Source organism: Idiomarina sp. (assembly GCF_019431395.1).
Lineage (GTDB): Bacteria > Pseudomonadota > Gammaproteobacteria > Enterobacterales > Alteromonadaceae > Idiomarina.
This window is the reverse complement of the sequence record NZ_CP080268.1, coordinates 1617347-1636455: the sequence shown is the minus strand read 5'-3', so window position 1 is coordinate 1636455 and position 19109 is coordinate 1617347. Positions and strand designations below refer to the sequence as shown.

Here is a 19109-nt window from a genome sequence, read left to right as displayed (position 1 = left end):
ACACAGAAAATTTTCCTATTTGTACGAGGCCGAGGTAAATGACCAGTACTACCCTGACGCAATTAGAACATCACGACGAATTTATTGGCCGCCACATTGGCCCCAGCGCTGACGAGCAAAAAGCGATGCTTGATGTGCTTGGTGCGGATTCGCTGGAAGCGCTGACTAAAGACACGGTGCCGGGTACTATCCTGCGCGAACCGTTTTTGCAGGTGGGCGAGCCACAAAGCGAGCGCGAAGCGTTGGCAACGCTGAAAGCGATAGCCAAAAAGAATCAAATTTTTACGTCGTATATCGGCATGGGCTATTACGACACCGTAACGCCTAACGTGATCTTGCGTAACGTACTGGAAAACCCGGGTTGGTACACAGCGTACACGCCGTATCAGCCGGAGATTGCACAAGGCCGTCTGGAAGCCCTGCTTAACTTCCAGCAAATGACCATGGATTTAACCGGCCTGGATTTGGCCAGCGCCTCGTTGCTGGATGAAGCGACTGCGGCAGCCGAAGCAATGGCGATGGCCAAACGCGTATCGAAAAATAAAAAGTCGAATGCGTTCTATATTGCTGACAACGTTTACCCACAAACCATCGACGTAGTTAAAACACGTGCAGAGTACTTCGGTTTTGAGATCATTTTAGGTCCGGCCCGTGAGGCCTCTGACCATGACGTGTTCGGTGCGTTGTTACAGTACCCGGATAAAACTGGTGAGCTGCATAATATCGAGCAGCTGATTGGCGAGTTACAAGAGAAAAAGGCCATCGTTGCCGTTGCCTCCGATTTAATGAGCTTGTTGATGCTTAAGTCGCCGGGCGAAATGGGCGCAGACATGGTGTTCGGTAACGCACAGCGTTTCGGCGTGCCGATGGGCTACGGTGGTCCTCATGCAGCGTTTTTCGCCACTCGTGACAAGTTTAAGCGTTCATTGCCGGGTCGCATAATTGGTGTGTCCAAAGACAGCCGCGGCCGCCCTGCATTGCGCATGGCAATGCAAACGCGTGAGCAGCATATCCGCCGCGAAAAAGCGAATTCAAACATCTGTACCGCGCAAGTACTGCTGGCTAACATGGCGTCGTTTTATGCGGTCTACCATGGCCCGCAAGGCCTGCGTCGTATTGCTAATCGTATCCACCGTCTGACCGACATCGTGGCGCTGGGCTTAAAAGACAAAGGCGTAGAGATTCAAAATGGTCATTGGTTTGACACCCTGACTTTCGAAATGAAAGACAACGCGGCAGACGTGTTGGCGCGCTCTAAGGCAGCACAGCTGAACCTGCGCAACGACGGCGAGGGCGTGTTTGGTGTGAGCCTGGATGAAGCCAAAACTCGTGACGATGTCGAAGCCCTGTTTACTGTCTTGTTTGGCGAAAATCACGGCCTGGATATCGACGTATTAGACAGCCGTGTTGCAAGCGGTGACGTTGAGTCGATTCCTGCGGGGTTGGTGCGCCAGTCGGACTTTTTAACGCACCCGGTATTTAACGAGTACCACTCAGAAACCGAAATGCTGCGTTATATCAAAAAGCTGGAAAACAAAGACTTAGCATTAAATCATTCGATGATTTCGCTGGGTTCGTGCACCATGAAGCTTAACGCAACCGCCGAAATGATTCCGGTCACCTGGCCTGAGTTTGGCCAGTTGCACCCGTTCTGCCCGGTCGATCAGGCGCAGGGTTATGCCGAATTGGTATCGACGTTGTCTGACTGGTTAATTGATATTACCGGTTACGACGCGTTGTCGATGCAGCCTAACTCCGGTGCGCAAGGCGAATACGCTGGTCTGCTGGCGATTCAGAAGTACCATGAAAGCCGCGGCGACGGACATCGCGATATTTGCTTAATCCCAAGCTCGGCGCACGGTACAAACCCGGCCTCAGCGCAAATGATGAACATGAAAGTGGTGGTCGTAGACTGCGACAAACACGGCAACGTCGACATGGCTGACCTGAAAGCGAAAGCTGAAGAAGCCGGCGATAACTTGTCGTGCATCATGGTCACTTACCCGTCTACGCACGGTGTATACGAAGAAGGCATTCGCGAAATCTGTGACTTAGTCCACAGCTACGGCGGCCAGGTCTACATGGACGGTGCCAACATGAACGCTCAGGTTGGCGTGACCTCACCGGGTTACATAGGCTCTGATGTATCGCACCTTAACCTGCATAAAACCTTCTGTATTCCGCATGGCGGTGGTGGTCCGGGTATGGGCCCCATCGGTGTTAAAGAACACCTGAAAGACTTTTTGCCAAACCATAGCGTGATCAACATCGAGTCGACTAAAACCGGTAACGGCGCCGTATCGGGGGCACAGTTTGGTAGTGCCAGCATTCTGCCAATTTCGTGGATGTATATTGCCATGATGGGTGGCCGCGGTCTGCGCGAAGCCTCTGAAGTGGCTATTATGAACGCAAACTACGTTGCTGAGCAGTTAAGCAAACACTTCAAGATCTTGTACCGTGGTCGTAACAACCGTGTCGCGCACGAATGCATTATCGACTTGCGCCCAATGAAAGACGCAGCCGGCATTGCGGAAATTGATGTGGCTAAGCGCTTGCAGGACTACGGCTTCCACTCACCAACCATGAGCTTCCCGGTCGCCGGTACCATCATGGTTGAACCGACTGAATCCGAGTCTAAAGCAGAGCTGGATCGTTTTATCGAAGCGATGGTTAGCATTAAGCAAGAAGCCGATAAGATTGCCGCCGGCGACTGGCCGAAAGACAACAATCCGCTAGTTAACGCACCGCATACGTTAGCCGACATCACTGACGCCGAATGGGACCGCCCATACGACCGTCAAACGGCAACCTACCCGGTAGAAGCGGTCGGCTACGACAAGTTCTGGCCAACCGTAAACCGTATAGATGACGTATTTGGCGACCGTAACCTGATGTGCTCATGCCCGAGCATTGAAGAGTATCGGTAGCGTGCGCTTTTAGCGCACGTGGATTGTTGTGCTAAAACTTGTTAGTCAAAAGCCCTCTGGTTAGAGGGCTTTTTGTATTGATTGCCGACTTCTGAGACTTAATCGTCCTTAACCATAGTGCAAAGTCAGCTGTAGCAAAGCAAGCACGGCCTCATCGACTTTGTCTTCATCAACTTTCATAGTTTTTATCCTGTGGTTGTTTCAAACTACGCGACGACCTGACTACCGCAAAATACTAAACCTGCCCACCAACCCCTTTAAACTTCTCAACAAACGCCGAAATTTTCTGGAATACGGTCTGTTTCTTGGTTCGGTATTCCGGGTTTAGCGGGCTTAGTTTCGGCAGTGTTGAGTTCAGCTCGGTGCCGTTTTCGCTAGCATATTCGCGACGTAATGAGGCAGCGATGTAGCGCTTGGCGGCGTCTTCATTGAGGTTCTCTGAGCGAATAAGTTCTTCGGCTTCGCGCAGTTGCTCAGCTTGGGCGAATTTATAGAAGTCGTCGATAATTTCCGATTTTTCCGGTATTTCATCAAGCTCGGTTTGGTTAATAAATTTAACCACCAGGCTTTCTTTGGCTCGGTTGCCAAGGCTGGCGCGAATTAGGCGGCGAACTTCTTCTATTAAGTCGTCTTTGCTTTTGTTTTTCTTATTCTGCTCAAATATCAGCTCAAGAATATAGTCGAGGTTAATTTCCTGCGACTTCAGCAAGTCGACTTCAAACTCAATATCGTCCCAGTCGATGGTTGACTGCGCTTGGTTTTCGGCTGATTTTTCACGGCGGATCCAGTCGCGAATATCGTTATAGGTCGAACGATAATCCTGCACCTTGCGCTCTGGTGGTATGCGAATGGTTTGCAACGTTGCAATATCGTCGTCGCTTAAATGATGCTCAACTTTGAACGCTTCGACGGCATCATCGTCGCTGGTATCGATTTTCTGCAGAGCTTTTAAGCTGGCAAATTCATCGTAGTTTTGCAGAATGTTTTCAACACGCAAATACTCACCAAATAACTTGGCAAAGTCTTTCTTGTCCTTCTCTCGTTCAATGTCATCCGGGTCCGGGAAGCGCTGTTCAAGCTCGGACACCACCTCCATAAAACCACGTCTTGCCTGGCCGGTAACAAGGTCGGTAAAGCCTTCCATGTACTCTTTGTAGCTCTTTTCGAGCACCACATTCTTAGTATTCTTATCACCAAACAAGGTGATGGCATCAACGGTCGACTTTTCCAGGTCGCGGAAGGTGACAATATTGCCGAAAGTCTTGGTGGCATCGTAAATTCGGTTGGTGCGCGAATAGGCTTGAATAAGTCCGTGGTAACGCAGGTTTTTATCCACAAACAGGGTGTTCAATGTCGGCGCATCAAATCCGGTGAGGAACATACCCACCACAATCAGCAAATCAATTTCCTGGCTTTTAACGCGCTTGGCTAAGTCGCGATAGTAGTTCTGGAAGCCTTTACTGTCGACGCCATGGTTCACCTTAAACATGTTGTTGTAGTCGTCAATAGCAGCGCTTAAAAACTCTTTACCGCTGCTGTTCATGGCAGATACTTCGAAGCTCTCGTCCGGTATTTCGCCAATAGCGTCTTGTTCTTCATTCGCCGCAAACGAGAAAATGGTCGCTACACGTAATGGCCGCTCTGCATCTTGTTGCAGCTGCTGAAACGCCTCGTAATAGGCTTTTGCAGCATCAACACTGCTGACCGCGAACATTGCGTTAAAACCTCGGCCACCAGCTCCCCTGCGATGCGTTTTCTGGCGGAAATGCTTCAGTATGTACTGTGTTATTTCGCGTATACGCTCGGGGTGCAGTAATGCTTGTTTGTTTTCCGCAGCACTGAGTTTCTGCTCGTCCTGCTCGGTTTCAATTTCACGGAACTGCGGGCGTACGTCGTTGTAGTCTACTTTGAACTTCAGGACTTTTTCGTCACGAATGGCGTCAGTTATCACATACGAGTGAAGCTCACGACCAAACACACTGGCGGTGGTTTCAGCACCTAATGCGTTCTGAGGGAATATCGGCGTTCCGGTAAAACCAAACTGATAATAGCGCTTAAATTTCTTCTGTAAGTTCTTCTGTGCTTCACCAAACTGGCTACGGTGGCACTCGTCAAAAATAAACACAACCTGCTGACGATAAACCGGCAAATCGCGCTCGGTTTTCATCAAGTTATTCAGTTTTTGAATAGTGGTGACAATAATTTTGTTGTCATCCTTACTCAAATTGCGCTTAAGGCCAGCGGTGCTGTCCGAGCCGTTTACGCTATCGGGCGAGAAGCGCTGATACTCCTTCATGGTTTGGTAATCGAGGTCTTTACGGTCGACCACAAAGAACACTTTGTCGACAAAGTCGAGCTCGGTCGCCAAACGCGCAGCTTTAAAGCTGGTTAATGTTTTCCCCGAGCCCGTGGTGTGCCAGATATAGCCACCCGCATCGGTTGAACTCCATTGCTTGGCCTGAAATGCGCTCTTTATCTTCCACAAAATGCGTTCGGTAGCGGCAATTTGATAGGGCCGCATCACCAGCAGGGTGTCGCTGACATCAAATACTGAGAAATGCAGCAGTACTTTGAGCAACGTCTCTTTTTGAAAGAAGGTCGCAGTAAAGTCTTTAAGATCTTTAATCAAGCCGTTGTCGGACTTCGCCCAGTTCATGGTGAAATCGAAGGTATTTTTGTTGCGCTTAACAGTGTTGGCGAAATAGCGCGTGTCAGTACCGTTGGAAATGACAAACAGCTGCAAATACTTAAATAGCGAGCTCTCGGCGTTAAAGCTTTCTTTACTGTAGCGGTGCACTTGGTTAAAGGCTTCGCGAATGGCCACACCGCGCTTTTTCAGCTCAACTTGAACCAGCGGCAGGCCATTCACCAAAATGGTGACGTCGTAGCGATTGGCGTGCGAACCAGTCTGCTCAAACTGCTTGATCACCTGCACCTTGTTACGTGCAATATTGTTTTTATCAACCAGGTAGATGTTTTGAATGCGGCCATCATCAAAGACAAAGTCTTCAATGTAATCGTCATGAATTTTGCGGGTTTTATCGGTGATGCTGTCACTGGGTCTGTCGAGATACGTCTCAACAAAGCGCGTCCACTCACCGTCTGAAAACTCAACGTTGTTCAAGGTCTGCAACTGCACGCGCACATTGGCAAGCATAGCAGTAGGGTTGTTAAGGCCCGGCACGTACTCATAGCCCTGATTCACTAAGTCCTGAATCAGTTCACGTTCTAAATCACTCTCGCTTTGGTAACTTTCAGCAACTTCATCGTGCTTAGTGTACTTATCTAAAACGATAAAGTTCTTCGACTCGGCTATGGTTTTGTAGGTGGTCATTCCTTTGTATCCTTTTTCTGCAACAGCGCTTTATTCACGTGCGGTTGAGTGGTTGTTTCCAAAATGGAACTAACCACTTTCAGTTCACGTGTTCCAAAATGGAACTAGTCGCTTTTATCACCTGTTTTCAACATAATAAAGTGCTCAACCAAACGAATCATCAGCTCTTTTTGGTCAGGTAAGCTCTCGGCGACAAGCAGCGCTAAAGCCACAAGTGTATTGTCACTGATCAATTGCTCAACGGGCTTTGCTCGTCATAGCCCTGCAACAAGCTCCAACTGCGTGCATAGTCATTAATGACAGCGAGGACAGCCTCGCCTTCATTACTCACCAGTTGTTGGTTTGCCAGTGTGCGAGAAAGCAAAGCAATCGCTTGCGCGAACTCAACACCACGCTCTTGCAACCGACGCTGGTTAACCGTGTAGCCTTCGATGATATGCTGTTTGAGGATACTGTTGGCCCACTGACGGAACTGTACGCCGCGCTGGGACTTAACTCGATAACCTACGGAAATGATCACATCTAGGGAGTAAAAGGCTACCGGCTTGTCGGAGCCAGCAATATGCATTTTTTGCATATTGCTTTTTTCAGACAATTCTCCGTCCTTGAATACATTGCGAATATGTCGAGATAACACTGACTGGTCACGCCCAAATAGCTCTACCATTTGTATTTGGGTGAGCCAAACCGTTTCGTTCTCAAGGGTAACATTAAGTTCTAGTTTACCGTCATCGGCTTGGTAAATTTCAATACTATTGGTCATCGGAAATTCCTTTTCCTTGAATGCCATTAAATCGCCTAACGATTTGAACTGCTAAGAAATTCTTATGAGTTGCGGTTGTCCGCACACGTTCTTTGCAATCATGTGCCCCAGCTGCTCGGTCAGCAATGCTTAACAGATTGAGGTTTCCGAGCGCCATCGACATATCAAGCCACCTGCTCATCTGGCTTTGGAAAGCTTAGCAGCAAATCACGATAATACTCGTACTGCTTTTGCCGTAACTCAATTTCGCGCGGAAGGCCCTCGGTTATGGAGTTGGTTAGGGCATCGAATTTATCGAGTATCGTGACGATGCGCTCTTGTTCTTCAAGTGACTTCGTTGGCTCTCCCGGACAAGGTATCGGGATTTTGAAACTTTTGATTATTCCCGAGTTCAGGTCTCCGCGGGCTCCTTGTCCCATTTCCTTTAGCTTTTCATAATTCAAGCTGACCCAATGAAATACATACCGGTAAAGCGCTTGCTTGGGATCTATTTCTAAGCAGCAACAGTGCTGGTTGGTTGTTAATGGAATTCTGTTGATTGCAGAACGACCTGCTGTGGCTCCAGAAATAGCAATTATAACGCAATTTTCAGGAATCCATTTCGCAGCCGTTTCATCTATTGCAGCTTGGGTAACCTTAACCGATGTTTCATAAATATCAGAAAACTTAACTTCTTTCGTTCGAAGCCAAGGGATTGTACCACCATCATAATAAGTTGGGTTTCCCGCTTTGGGCGTGCCGCCAGAATAAGATTTTAAACTAACCTCGCCTAGCGTCTTCCACTCCACGTCGCCGTCTTCAAAGCTGAGCAATTTATCGCGGTAGTAGTTGTATTGTTTTTTGCGAGCGGTAAGCTCGGCTGTAAGCTCGGCTGTAAGGGAGGTAAATGCGTCCAAAATTCGGACGATTTCCGCTTGGATTTGCAGCGACTTTTCTGGGTTTTCAGGGCACGGGATTGGCACGACTAAGTTCTCAACAGCCGACCGAGAAAGACGAGGTATGCTTGCTCGGCGAACTTGAGACAATATTTTACCTTTTTGTGCTAATAAGCCGTGATAAAGGTATTTACTATTAATGTGTGTAGGCACTTTTAATGAAAAAACATCATCTGCCGCCCAAAAATCGTTGTTGCTATATCCTATTTCTCCCGCAGCGCCAGCACAAATTATGAAGGTAGTGTCGGCTGACACATTGCTTGCATGATAGTAACCAAGAGGGGTCATACTATTCTGAAACACAGCATATTCGCCTAGTTCATTTAGTTCACTTTTAACTAACCTTTTTCCTCTTTGAAGGCTAACTAAGTCATTGAGCTTAATGAACTCAACTTCAACCCCATCCAGTAACCTCTCCATAAAACTAAAATCACTCACCCCTGACCTCCTTCAAGCTTCTTCATGCTTTTGTCTTCAGTTAACAGCTGCATTTGTTGAATGGCGGTGTTATTGAGCAGGGCAAGCCGCTGCGCTTGCGGTATTGATTGCTGAATCAGATGAGCATTTAAGGCTTCAAGATTAGCCAAACATACCAGCTGTGAAACGTTCGAGTAATCGCGAATATTACCCTCTTTATTGGGGTTTTCGTTACGCCACTGCTTAGCGGTTTTGCCAAACAGTGCCATGTTGAGTAAATCTGCCTCAGACGCATAGACGCTACCGGTTTGCTGCGGTGTTAACTCCGGAGGGATTAGGTTTTCTTTTACGGCATCGGTATGAATGCGATAGTTTATTTTAGTGAGGTGGCGTTTTACATCCCAGCCCAGCTGTTTGTGCTCGTCTTCTTTTAAGCGTTGAAATTCTTTAATTAAGTACAGTTTGAATTCTACAGAAACCCAGGCTGCAAACTCAAAAGCCACGTCTTTGTGGGCATAAGTTCCGCCATAGCGACCAGCTTTAGATGTCAGTCCTATAGCTTGAGTTGACGCTATCCATTGCTTGGGGGTGATTGCAAAACTATTTAATCCAGCCTGGCTTTTAATCCCGTCGAATTCGACGGAATTAAAATCTGGGTTGTTTAACTGCTCCCAAATACCCAGAAACTCAAGCGTATTACGGTTGCGAAGCCAGTTGCGGATGAGATCGTCAGGGTGTTCAGGGTTTTTTGATTTGGCAATGTCTGTTAGACAAATAAAGTCGTCGCGTTCGACTGTTTTGATTTTTACTTCCGTGTTGAGTACAGCAATACTTTTGCTCATTTGAACTCGCCTCCTGCGATGCTAATTCCATTTGGTGTAGTCCCTTCAATCTCCGCCACAATCGAATCAATATCCGCACGCAATTGGTCAATTTTGGCAACGGTTGTTTTCAGCTCGGCGTTGAGCTCAGTAATATCAATCACTTCCCGGGTGTCTTTGAGTTCAACATAGCTACTGACTGAGAGGTTGTAGTCGTTTTCTGCAACTTGTTCGAATGGCACCGACTTGGCAAAGTGTTCAGTATTTTCTTTGCTCTCGAACACTTTCAGAATCTGCTCGATGTGCTTGTCGGTCAGGTAGTTGTTGTTGGTTTCTTTTTTGAATAGTTCACTGGCGTCGATAAACTGCGTGTTGGTGTCTTGCTTGTGCTTTGAGAGCACCAAAATATTCACGGCAATGGAGGTGCCGAAAAACAAGTTCGGTGCTAACGAAACAACCGTTTCAACGTAGTTGTTATCGACTAAATACTTACGAATTTTCTGCTCGGCACCGCCGCGGTAGAAAATACCCGGGAAGCACACAATGGCCGCCCGGCCCTTACTGGACAGGTAATTGAGCGCATGCAGCACAAAGGCAAAATCGGCTTTTGACTTGGGAGCCAACACACCCGCAGGCGCAAATCGCTCGTCGTTAATTAGTGTGGGGTCTTCACTACCAATCCACTTAACTGAATAGGGTGGGTTAGATACAATGGCGTCAAACGGCTTATCGTCAAGAAAATGGGGATCCGTCAGTGTGTTCCCCAACTGGATATTGAACTTATCGTAGTTGATGTTGTGCAAAAACATGTTCATACGGGCAAGGTTGTAGGTGGTGTGGTTAATCTCCTGCCCGAAGTAACCGTCTTGAATACGGTGAGGGTCCATGTGCTTTCTGGCTTTCATCAACAAAGAGCCCGACCCCACGGCTGGGTCATAGACTTTATTCACTTGTTCCTGGCCGTTAATGGCAAGCAGGGCGATTAACTTCGACACCTGTTGTGGGGTAAAGAACTCACCGCCCGACTTGCCGGCATTGGCGGCATAGTTTGAAATAAGGAATTCGTAAGCGTCGCCGAACAGATCAATGTGGTTGTCTTCGAAGTTACCGAAGTCCAGACCTGCTACGCCTTTTAATACCGCTGCTAAGCGCTGGTTTTTATCTTTAACCGTGCTGCCTAAGCGATTGCTGGTGGTATCAAAGTCAGCGAACAAGCCTTTAATGTCGTCTTCCGACTCATAGCCGTTGGCTGAGTTTTCGATTTCACCAAAAATAGTGGCAAGGTCGGTGTTCAGGCTCTCGTTTTTGTTTGCCGTTTTCGCAATGTTCTCGAACAACTGGCTCGGGTATATGAAGTAGCCTTTGGTTTTAATGGCATCGTCTTTAATGTCATCGGTTATGACCGAGTCGTCGAGCGCTGCATAGTTAATGCTTTCGTCACCGCCTTCAATGTAATTAGCGAAGTTTTCGCTAATGAAGCGATAGAACAAAGTACCGAGTACGTACTGCTTGAAATCCCAGCCGTCGACTGAGCCACGAACGTCGTTAGCAATTTGCCATATTTGGCGCTGAAGCGCGGCGCGCTGTTGGGTACTTGTCATGTTGAGTCCATTTCCCTGGTTTTACTGTGGAGCTTTTATGCTAAGTTCTCTAGAGTACTTGGTAGTGGACGTATTTTGAAGTCTGTTTGGATTATTGCGCGACGGTCAAATCAAGTTTCTGCACTTTGTCTACGCTTAAATTTTTCTCAGCATGCCACAAATCGTATGCGTCCTGCACGGCGAGCCAACTTTCGGTGCTTCTGCCTAACGCTTTTGATAAACGTAGTGCCATATACAGGACTTATACCACTTTGGCATTACTCTGAAGTATTGGATTAGACTTTCTTTAGCCCTTAAAAGTGCTTTTATAATTAATTTATGGCTTTGCAGTCCATATAAGGTCTTTTATATGAATGTAATTGCGTGCCTTAGATAGTCTGTTACACTCTAATCATTAGTTTAAAATCTATTTAAGGTTCTTTATATGGATTCTGAACGTGTTTCAGCAATCATTGGTCAGCGAGTCAGGCAGTATCGGCTGAACCAGGATTTAACCCAGGAGGACTTGGCTACCTTAGCTAATGTCTCACTGAATGCGGTTAAATCTGCGGAGGGTGGTAAAAGCACCTTACCGACCTATGTCGCAATTCTTCAGGCTTTGGGTCATATTGACAATTTACTGGCCGCATTCCCGGACGAGGGAGTTTCTCCTGTGCAACTACTCAAAAGTAGCACCAAACAGAAGAAACGAGCGAGCGGTAAAACGCGTGTGAAACCTGCTGACAATCAGGAGCTGGACTGGTGATTAATACCATTGAAGTTCGCTACAAAGGCGAGCCTGTCGGTGCCTTAAGTTATAACAAAGGCGACACGGCTGCGCGGTTCGAGTACTTATCTGAATTTGTCGAAAAAAACAAGCTACTACTGTGGCGCGAGTACAAGACTAAAGCACAGGGAAAGCGTGAATGAATGAAACGACACTGACGTCACTGGTGGCACTGCTCTCGCTGGTACTGGTTATAAATTTATTTCGGACGCGGAAATTACGGCAACAAGCAGAGCCGACGTTGCAGCCAGTCAGTAAAAATGATCCGGTCTGTGGTTTACCTTCGCGGGATGTGATTGAAAGCGCCATTCAAACTGAAATTGCCGAAGCTAAAACAGCATTTAGAACAGAGCTTGGGTTGATTGTCTTTATCGATATGGATGGTTTTAAGCCAATCAATGATGAATACGGCAAAGCTGCAGGGGATAACGTTTTACAAGTATTGGCTGAGCGGTTAACGACATTCGTTGCCGATAAAGCCTTTGTTAGCCGTTATTGCAGCGATGAATTTATTGTCTACTTTCCTGCCTGTGCCGTGAGCGATATGGCAGTACCGCATGACCTTGAATGCTTGCAAGCCGAATTATCGAAAGCTATCGAGCAAGATGGACATGAGGTCGCATTAACCGCCAGTATCGGTTTTTATCGGCTTAATGAAACAACAAAAAGCCCGGCTATGGCTATTCAAGCTGCTGACATTGCTATGGGCGAGTCTAAGCGTCAGGGCGGCAATGTCATTACCGAATTCAGTGATGAGTTACACCAGTGCTATCAGCGAGAATTGTCGATAAAGTCGGGATTGCAGGTCGCCTTGACGGAAGGCGAATTAGATATTGTTNCAAAGGCCTGCTGAAAAAAGCGCTTGGTTGCTTCAAGGTTCCGCGCTGGTAGTTCAATGTAATTAATTTTGGTTGAGCTCATTTTGTGCCTCGCTTAGGGCTTTTATGCGGCAACGAGCTTCTTAACCTTGAGTTCTTTACGATGTTGCTCGGCATGCCAGAGTTCATACTGGGACTGCTGGTTTAACCAGCTTCCCGCTGAAGTATTAAATGCGATTGATAGTCTGATAGCCATTTCAGGGCTAATACCAGCCTTGCCGTTCAGAACAGCACTTAACGTTTTCCGGCTTACGCCCAAAGCTTCCGCTGCAGCGGTTACAGATAAGCCAAGAGGCTCGAGACAAAGCTCTCGTACAACTTCGCCAGGGTGGGGGGGATTGTGCATCAACATACGAATACCTCAGTGATAATCTTCATAATTTACTATCTCGGCGTCTCCATCCTTAAATCGGAAGGTCACGCGCCAATTTCCGCTGACTGTCACTGACCAAATTCCAGAGCGGCTATCGGAGAGCTCATGAAGTCGAAGACCTGGCAAATCCATATCTTTTGTGCCAGATGCCGCATTCAACCTACCGAGAATAAGTCGAAGCCTCTTTGCGTGGCTGGCCTGAATCCCTGCGGTGCTACCGAACCTGTAAAACTTAGCCAAACCTTTGTGCTTGAAGTTTCTGATCACGATTAAATCGTACCCTGTAACGTGTCGGGTGTCAATTTTTCTAGTTTCGGTATATTACGCATGGACATCCTGCTTGGAAAGTTATTCATCTTCGAGCTCCTCTCTAATTCTTAAAAAACTAGCAAAGCGCGGCACGCCATTATTGGTGTAGCCGTGGTACTTATAGGTAATGATGCTGCCGACAGGCGGTGGGTTGGCGCGTTCGGCGTCGGTGAACCCGGTACCAATAGAAAACTCAGTGCCTTGTTGATTGCGCACGCGCAACGCACCTAGCATATCGGTGTATTTTCCTTTGCCGGGTAAATGCGCGATAACCTCAGCCTCGTCGTCAAAGTAGGGCTTTAATTTCAATAAAGCATCGCTTCTGCCGGGTTGATGAGGTGCACTTGCCAAATGCAGCATCAGGCCTTCTGCGCCTTTCTCGACCATCGACTCAAGATGCTTGCTTAGCGCGTGATTGGACTGAAACTGCTGTTGCTTGACGGCTTTAATATGTTTCACGTTCAGCTGCTCAATTAAGCTTGAATAGTTTTTGTATCGCTGCGCAAAAGGCAGCTCGGTATCAGGCATATCAAATACCATATAGTTAACTTCACGCCAGCGTTCTTGTTCCGGAATGTGGGTTCTGACTATGGCGCTCAATGCCTCAAAATTCTGGCGTGACGTCCACAACTCACCATCAAGCCAGACGTCAGGTAGTGGTGCAGTAAACCATTTGGGCGCATATATTCGGTTACCTTGCCGGGTCAGCAAGTGCTTGCCTGTCCATATTGCTCTGATACCGTCGTACTTTTCGCTGACTAAGTAGTTGCTAACGGGAATGGCAGCATTTTCTTCATACACGTTTGCCAGCTGGGTTTGCGTCGACACCTGTAGCGCCACTGCAGAATTGGGTATAAGCGCCGTGAAACACACAGCGGTTAGATAAAGCAGATAACTCCTGGCGAGCTTTTGCATCCTTGCCTCCATAAAATCTCGTTGGTTATAGCGACATCACGCGAATTGCTAGTAACGATGTTAGTAGTCATAACGTCGCTTTCCAGTATGTGTTGTCGTATACAGCCCGACGAAAGTCGCTGCTTGTCGCTTTATGATAGTATTGCTAAAACACGATGAGAAAGAACGGAGTCTATTTTGCTGAAGTGTGTACTTGCCCTTATCTGCTGTTGTCCCTGGCTTTTAGTAAACGCTAACGAACTTACGATTATCGGATCAATCCATAGTTCCTCAAAGAACTATAATTCTTCAGATCTTTCAGAGTACATCAGTAGGTTAGATCCTGATTTCATCCTGACGGAGGGAGATCCGTCGATGTTTAACAGTGAGGGCAATATATCAAGCGAAACTTCAGGGTTAGAGATCGAGGCATACCGGCAAATTCAACGACATCATGAGATACCAATTGTTAATGTCTCCATGGAACATCGCAATCAAGCGATGAAAAAGATAGCTTATAACCAGACACTTGGAGAAGTTTTTCAGGTGGTTCAAGGAAAGTATAAATCCGACGACTTAATTAATGCTCCTCTTTTTGAAAGGATCCTTGGGACCTTCTCAGAAAGAAGCCACTGCATGCAAAACGCTACATTCGAAGAGCTTCAGTCTGCAACCTGCGTTAATGCATTTCAAAATAATAGTGATGCAATTTTTAACGATATGCTGACTCTGCTTGAGAACAACCCTAACCTATCTGACCAATTAGAGCGTTGGAAACCATTAGTTGCATTTCATAATCAGCGGCATCAAGCGATGGCCGAAAACATAGCAAAACATCTTTGTGAGGGATCTGATAAGAAATACTTGTTTGTCGTCGGAGTAATGCATTTTAATGAGGTTAAGCAAATACTGAATACTAATGATTGTAATTTTAAATTACACACATTCTCGGGCGAGTAAACTTAGCAAAACTCCGCGTAAACCCTCGCACAATCGGGCGGGGATACAAGCGGGAACCGCGCAACGGTTCTATTCTGGTGTAGCCTGACTCTGCACATAATCTCTCAGTGTTTCGATGGTTGCCCCGCCGGCACTACAGGCAAAGTAAGAGCGTGACCAGAGCCTGCACTTTTGCTTTGCCGGGGTATGTGGGCATTGAGTATTCGTATCCGGCGTGATGAAACCGATTTACTGGATTATAATAATTGAACCATACCAATGAGCGCTGAAATGTTAAAGGCCACGAAGGTACGCATATATCCGACACCTGAACAGGCGGAATTTCTCAACCGCCAGTTCGGTGCTATGCGGTTCGTGTACAACAAGGCGTTGCATATCATCAGCTCACAGTACAAACGTCACGGCCTGAAGCTCAAGGCCAAGAAAGACCTTAAGCCGCTGTTGGCGGTGGCGAAAAAATCTCGCAAGTATCATTGGCTCAAGGATTTTGATTCGATTGCACTCCAGCAAGCGTGCATCAACCTTGATAAAGCCTTCCAGAACTTTTTTGACCCGAAGCTTCCCGCCCGTTACCCGAGGTTCAAGCGCAAACACGGTAAACAATCCAGCTACCACTGCACGAGTGTGAGTGTTGGCGAGAACTGGATAAAAGTGCCGAAGATGAAGCCGCTTAAGGCGCGGGTTCACCGTGAGCTGAACGGAAAGCTCAAGAGCGTAACGCTGTCGCGCTCGGTAACAGGGAAGTACTACGCCTCGCTGTTGGTTGAAGATGGCTTGCAAACACCGGCCCCATTGCATAGCGTTGATACCGTGCTGGGCGTTGATATGGGGCTAACCCATCTTGCTATCGACTCCGAAGGAAACAAGACGGCGAATCCCCGTTTCCTGAAACGCGCCCAATCTAATTTGCGACGCAAGCAGAAAGCCTTATCCCGTTGCCAGAAAGGTAGCAAAGGACGTACGAAAGCACGCTTGAAACTGGCTAAGGCGCATGAGCGCCTAGCGAATACCCGTGCGGATTTCCAGCACAACCTGTCCCGACAACTCATTGACGAAAACCAAGCGGTGGTGGTCGAGACATTGAAAGTGAAGAACCTGTTGAAGAACCGGAAGCTATCCAAGCACATCGCAGACGCAAGCTGGTCCGGCCTGATTCAGAAACTGGAATACAAAGCGAAGGAGCAGGGCAAACATCTGGTCAAAATCGACCAGTGGTTCGCCAGCTCCAAGACCTGCTCCTGCTGTGGGCACAAGGTAGACACCCTGCCGTTGTCGGTGCGTAACTGGTCGTGCCCTGCTTGTACAGCAGAGCTTGACCGCGACATCAACGCCGCGGTCAATATCCGGCAGCAGGGTATTATCAAACTAAGAGCCGAAGGGCTGTCGGTTCCTGCCAATGGAGGCTTGCGTAAATCCGGCCACGCGCCGGTTGCTGCCTAAGAATTTGGAAGCCTCGCCCGTCAGGGCGGGGAGCAGTCACACGATATCCTGCAGCTGAATCTTGATGAACTGTTCCGCGGCATTGTGCCGTTTAAGCGGTTGCGGGCGTTCTCTTTCAAAATGACCCGTGATGCCGAATACCATCCGTCTGATGACATTGAACAAAGCATTCTGGAGCGGATGGAAGAGGGGCTTAAGCAGCGCTTTAAGGCCGACCCCGTGCGCCTGGTTTACGATAAAAAAATGCCCGACGAAATGCTGGTGTTTTTAAGCGAAAAGCTGGATTTGAACCGCTTCGACTCGCTGGTTGCCGGTGGTCGTTACCGCAACACCCGTGACTTTGCTAAGTTCCCCAACTACCGTCGGGCAGTGCTTGAACATCCGCGTCAACCGGCGTTGCTGCACCCGAAGTTTTACCGGTTTGATAACGTCTTCGATGCCGTTCGCAGCAGCGATATTTTGCTGTATTACCCGTACCACCGCTTCGCCCATTTTACCGAGTTTGTGCGTCAGGCCGCGTATGACCCGAATGTGACCCGTATTGCCATTTGTATTTATCGGGTAGCACCGCACTCGCGTATTCTGCATTCGTTGACCGATGCCGTACAAAACGGCAAACACGTCACCGTGATGGTGGAGTTGCAGGCGCGCTTTGACGAGGAAGCCAATATAGAGTGGGCGAAAGAGCTAACCGAGGCGGGTGTGCATGTCAGTTTTGGTATTCATGGCTTAAAAGTGCACTCGAAACTGGTGCTGGTACATCGCCGTGAGGGTATTACCGAGCGCCGCTATGCGGTGATCGGTACCGGTAACTTCCACGAAGGTACCGCGCAGGTGTATACCGATTTTAGCCTGTTTACCTGCGATAACGCGATTACGGCGGATGTCGATAACGTGTTTAATTATCTTGAGCAACCGTATCGGCAGACAAAATTCAGAGAGTTGATGGTAGCGCCGGTGACTATGCGGCAGCGGCTGACCGATTATATCGAGTACGAAATTGAACAGGCACAGCAGGGCCGGCCGGCGGCGATATTTATCAAAGTAAACAACCTGGTTGACGACAGCCTGATTGAGCGCGAGCAGGCAGGTAAACGTAAGACCAAAAAATCACGCCTGCTGCGATCGCAGACGGCGATTTACCGTTATTTTAAACGCCGGAGTCATGACTATGAGCGCGAATAGTACGTCTCAACAGCAGTTTGCCGCGCTCGATTTGGGCTCAAACAGCTTCCATTTGATTATTGTGCGATTGGTCGAAGGCCAGCTGCAGCCGATTTTTAAATTTAAACAGCCGGTACAGCTGGCGCAGGGTCTGAATGGGCGTTATTTGTCAGACGCCGCGAGCGCCCGCGGGCTGGATGTGTAAAAACAATGTGCGGTGCGGCTGGAAGGATTTACTACCGATAGCGTTAAAGTGGTGGCGACGCACACCTTGCGACGGGCAAAAAATCGCAAGCAATTTTTAGCGGCTGCGGCTAAGGTTCTGCCGTTCCCGATTGAGGTGATTTCCGGGCGCGAAGAAGCGCGTTTGATCTATCGTGGGGTCAGCGAGACCATCGCCGATAGTGTCGGCGAGCTGGTGATTGATATTGGCGGCGGCAGTAGTGAATTTGCCTTTGGTAAAAACAAACAGGCGTCGGTGTTGAGTTCGCGCAGTGTCGGCAGTCTGGCTTGCACAACGCAGTTTTTTAACGACGGTAAAATTAGCGCCAAGCGCTTCGATAAGGCTGTGGTTTATGTGCGCCAACAGATTGAACCGGTTGCTAATGCGCTTGCCGGCAAACGGGTGCAGGCGGTTTACGGTACATCGGGCACCGTCAAGGTGATTTACCAGTGGGTGAGTAAAACGATAAATTCCTCCGCAAGCGGGTTAACCATGGCCGATTTGTTGGCATGCCGCGACCAGCTGATTGCGGCGAAGCATGTTGATAATCTGCAAACCGAGGTGATTTCTGACGATCGACGCGTATCGATAGTGGGTGGCCTGGCGGTATTAATTGGGATATTTGAAGAGCTGGAACTGGAGCGTCTGCAACCTCATGATGCTGCGCTGCGCGAGGGCGTTTTGTACGAACTGGCGCAGGAAGTGCTGAGCCTCGAGGACGTGCGTGAACGAACGATTTATAGTTTGGCACAACGGTATTCGGTCGATGAGGCGCAGGCAAGACGGGTATGGCGCACCGCTTGTCAGCTTTATCAGGCTGTGGCTGCTGCCTGGCAGATTGACTCGCACGATATGGAGTTGTTGCTGGAAGGTGCTACCAAGCTGCACGAAGTCGGCTTGAGTATCAGTGCCAGCGGGGTGCAGAAACATTCTGGTTATATCCTCAGCAATGCGTACATGCCGGGTTTTAATGCCGAAGAGCAGCGATTATTAGCCACGGTGGTGCGGTTTTTTCGGAAAAAACTCAAACCGGAAGAATTTCCCGAGTTGGCATTATTTGATCAGAGCCAGGTGGTAAAGCTGATTTTAATTCTGCGGCTGGCGGCGGTTATTAATAGTGACCGGCAGGACCGGCGGCTGGTGGACGGCGTTAGCGTTAAAGAGAGTCAATTGACTCTCAAACTAACTAAAGCCGCCCGCTTAGACGCCGTGCTGCAGGCCCAGCTCGATGACGAAGCCGCCACCTTTAAAAAGCTTGGCTACCGACTGCTGTACGTCGCGCCCTGACGCGACATTGCGAAGCC

Annotated in this window: 16 protein-coding genes and 3 pseudogenes; 9 read left to right on the top strand and 10 right to left on the bottom strand. The window is 48.3% G+C overall.

Annotated features, from left to right (window positions below; all coding sequences use genetic code 11):
• Positions 1-38 precede the first annotated feature (38 nt).
• Positions 39-2927, top strand: a complete 2889-nt coding sequence (gene gcvP / locus KZ771_RS08020) for an aminomethyl-transferring glycine dehydrogenase (RefSeq protein ID WP_290652790.1) — start codon at positions 39-41, stop codon at positions 2925-2927.
• A 235-nt stretch (positions 2928-3162) separates the two neighbouring features.
• Here the strand turns inward: gcvP and KZ771_RS08015 are convergent, their stop codons facing one another.
• The 6 genes and pseudogenes from KZ771_RS08015 to KZ771_RS07990 all read right to left on the bottom strand — a co-directional run.
• Positions 3163-6261, bottom strand: a complete 3099-nt coding sequence (locus KZ771_RS08015) for a type I restriction endonuclease subunit R (protein WP_290652788.1) — start codon at positions 6259-6261, stop codon at positions 3163-3165.
• 229 nt (positions 6262-6490) lie between these two features.
• Positions 6491-7024: a RhuM family protein gene (gene rhuM, locus KZ771_RS08010; RefSeq protein ID WP_290652786.1), complete on the bottom strand. Its 534-nt coding sequence runs from the start codon at positions 7022-7024 to the stop codon at positions 6491-6493.
• Between the two features lie 164 nt (positions 7025-7188).
• Complete coding sequence (locus tag KZ771_RS08005; RefSeq protein ID WP_290652784.1) at positions 7189-8397, bottom strand: restriction endonuclease subunit S; 1209 nt, start codon at positions 8395-8397, stop codon at positions 7189-7191.
• Positions 8394-9218, bottom strand: coding sequence for a KilA-N domain-containing protein (locus tag KZ771_RS08000; RefSeq protein WP_290652782.1), 825 nt, complete (start codon positions 9216-9218; stop codon positions 8394-8396). The genes KZ771_RS08005 and KZ771_RS08000 overlap by 4 nt, the downstream gene beginning before the upstream one ends.
• Entirely contained in the window at positions 9215-10798 is a 1584-nt protein-coding gene (locus KZ771_RS07995) for a type I restriction-modification system subunit M (RefSeq protein ID WP_290652780.1), read from the bottom strand. The genes KZ771_RS08000 and KZ771_RS07995 overlap by 4 nt, the downstream gene beginning before the upstream one ends.
• Before the next feature lie 91 nt (positions 10799-10889).
• Positions 10890-11030: pseudogene (locus KZ771_RS07990) on the bottom strand (addiction module antidote protein, HigA family); the annotation flags it as partial.
• Between the two features lie 192 nt (positions 11031-11222).
• Here KZ771_RS07990 and KZ771_RS07985 point away from each other — a divergent pair.
• The 3 genes and pseudogenes from KZ771_RS07985 to KZ771_RS14330 form a co-directional block, all read left to right on the top strand.
• Entirely contained in the window at positions 11223-11543 is a 321-nt protein-coding gene (locus KZ771_RS07985; protein WP_290652778.1) for a helix-turn-helix domain-containing protein, read from the top strand.
• Positions 11540-11707 (top strand): hypothetical protein, encoded by a 168-nt coding sequence (locus tag KZ771_RS07980; protein WP_290652776.1) that lies wholly within the window; start codon positions 11540-11542, stop codon positions 11705-11707. The genes KZ771_RS07985 and KZ771_RS07980 overlap by 4 nt, the downstream gene beginning before the upstream one ends.
• Positions 11704-12402 (top strand): annotated as a pseudogene (locus tag KZ771_RS14330) (GGDEF domain-containing protein); the annotation flags it as partial. The gene KZ771_RS07980 and the pseudogene KZ771_RS14330, both read left to right, overlap by 4 nt.
• Before the next feature lie 104 nt (positions 12403-12506).
• Here KZ771_RS14330 and KZ771_RS07975 read toward each other — a convergent pair.
• The 3 genes from KZ771_RS07975 to KZ771_RS07965 all read right to left on the bottom strand — a co-directional run bounded on the left by KZ771_RS07975 (position 12507) and on the right by KZ771_RS07965 (position 14039).
• Positions 12507-12794 (bottom strand): HigA family addiction module antitoxin, encoded by a 288-nt coding sequence (locus KZ771_RS07975; protein WP_290573629.1) that lies wholly within the window; start codon positions 12792-12794, stop codon positions 12507-12509.
• 9 nt (positions 12795-12803) lie between these two features.
• Positions 12804-13082 (bottom strand): type II toxin-antitoxin system RelE/ParE family toxin, encoded by a 279-nt coding sequence (locus KZ771_RS07970; RefSeq protein WP_290652774.1) that lies wholly within the window; start codon positions 13080-13082, stop codon positions 12804-12806.
• Between the two features lie 81 nt (positions 13083-13163).
• Entirely contained in the window at positions 13164-14039 is an 876-nt protein-coding gene (locus KZ771_RS07965) for a DNA ligase (protein WP_290652772.1), read from the bottom strand.
• Positions 14040-14393: 354 nt separating this feature from the next.
• On the opposite strand from KZ771_RS07965, the gene KZ771_RS07960 reads away from it, so the two are divergent.
• A complete protein-coding gene (locus tag KZ771_RS07960; RefSeq protein WP_290652770.1) occupies positions 14394-14978 on the top strand; it encodes a hypothetical protein in 585 nt (194 codons plus the stop codon).
• Between the two features lie 69 nt (positions 14979-15047).
• Here KZ771_RS07960 and KZ771_RS07955 read toward each other — a convergent pair.
• Positions 15048-15223, bottom strand: a pseudogene (locus KZ771_RS07955) (transposase); the annotation flags it as partial.
• Positions 15224-15236: 13 nt separating this feature from the next.
• Between KZ771_RS07955 and KZ771_RS07950 the strand changes: the two are divergent.
• From KZ771_RS07950 to KZ771_RS07935, 4 genes are read left to right on the top strand one after another with little or no spacing between them, the layout of a single operon-like run.
• Positions 15237-16418 carry an RNA-guided endonuclease TnpB family protein gene (locus tag KZ771_RS07950; protein WP_290652768.1) on the top strand — a complete coding sequence of 394 codons (1182 nt, stop codon included), beginning with the start codon at positions 15237-15239 and terminating at the stop codon, positions 16416-16418.
• Between the two features lie 45 nt (positions 16419-16463).
• Entirely contained in the window at positions 16464-17603 is a 1140-nt protein-coding gene (locus tag KZ771_RS07945) for an RNA degradosome polyphosphate kinase (RefSeq protein ID WP_365996734.1), read from the top strand.
• On the top strand, positions 17590-17787 hold the full coding sequence (locus KZ771_RS07940; RefSeq protein ID WP_290652766.1) for a hypothetical protein: 198 nt from the start codon (positions 17590-17592) through the stop codon (positions 17785-17787). Before KZ771_RS07945 ends, KZ771_RS07940 begins: the two co-directional genes overlap by 14 nt.
• Positions 17788-17799: 12 nt before the next feature.
• Positions 17800-19092: an exopolyphosphatase gene (locus tag KZ771_RS07935; protein ID WP_290652764.1), complete on the top strand. Its 1293-nt coding sequence runs from the start codon at positions 17800-17802 to the stop codon at positions 19090-19092.
• The last annotated feature ends 17 nt before the right edge of the window (positions 19093-19109 follow it).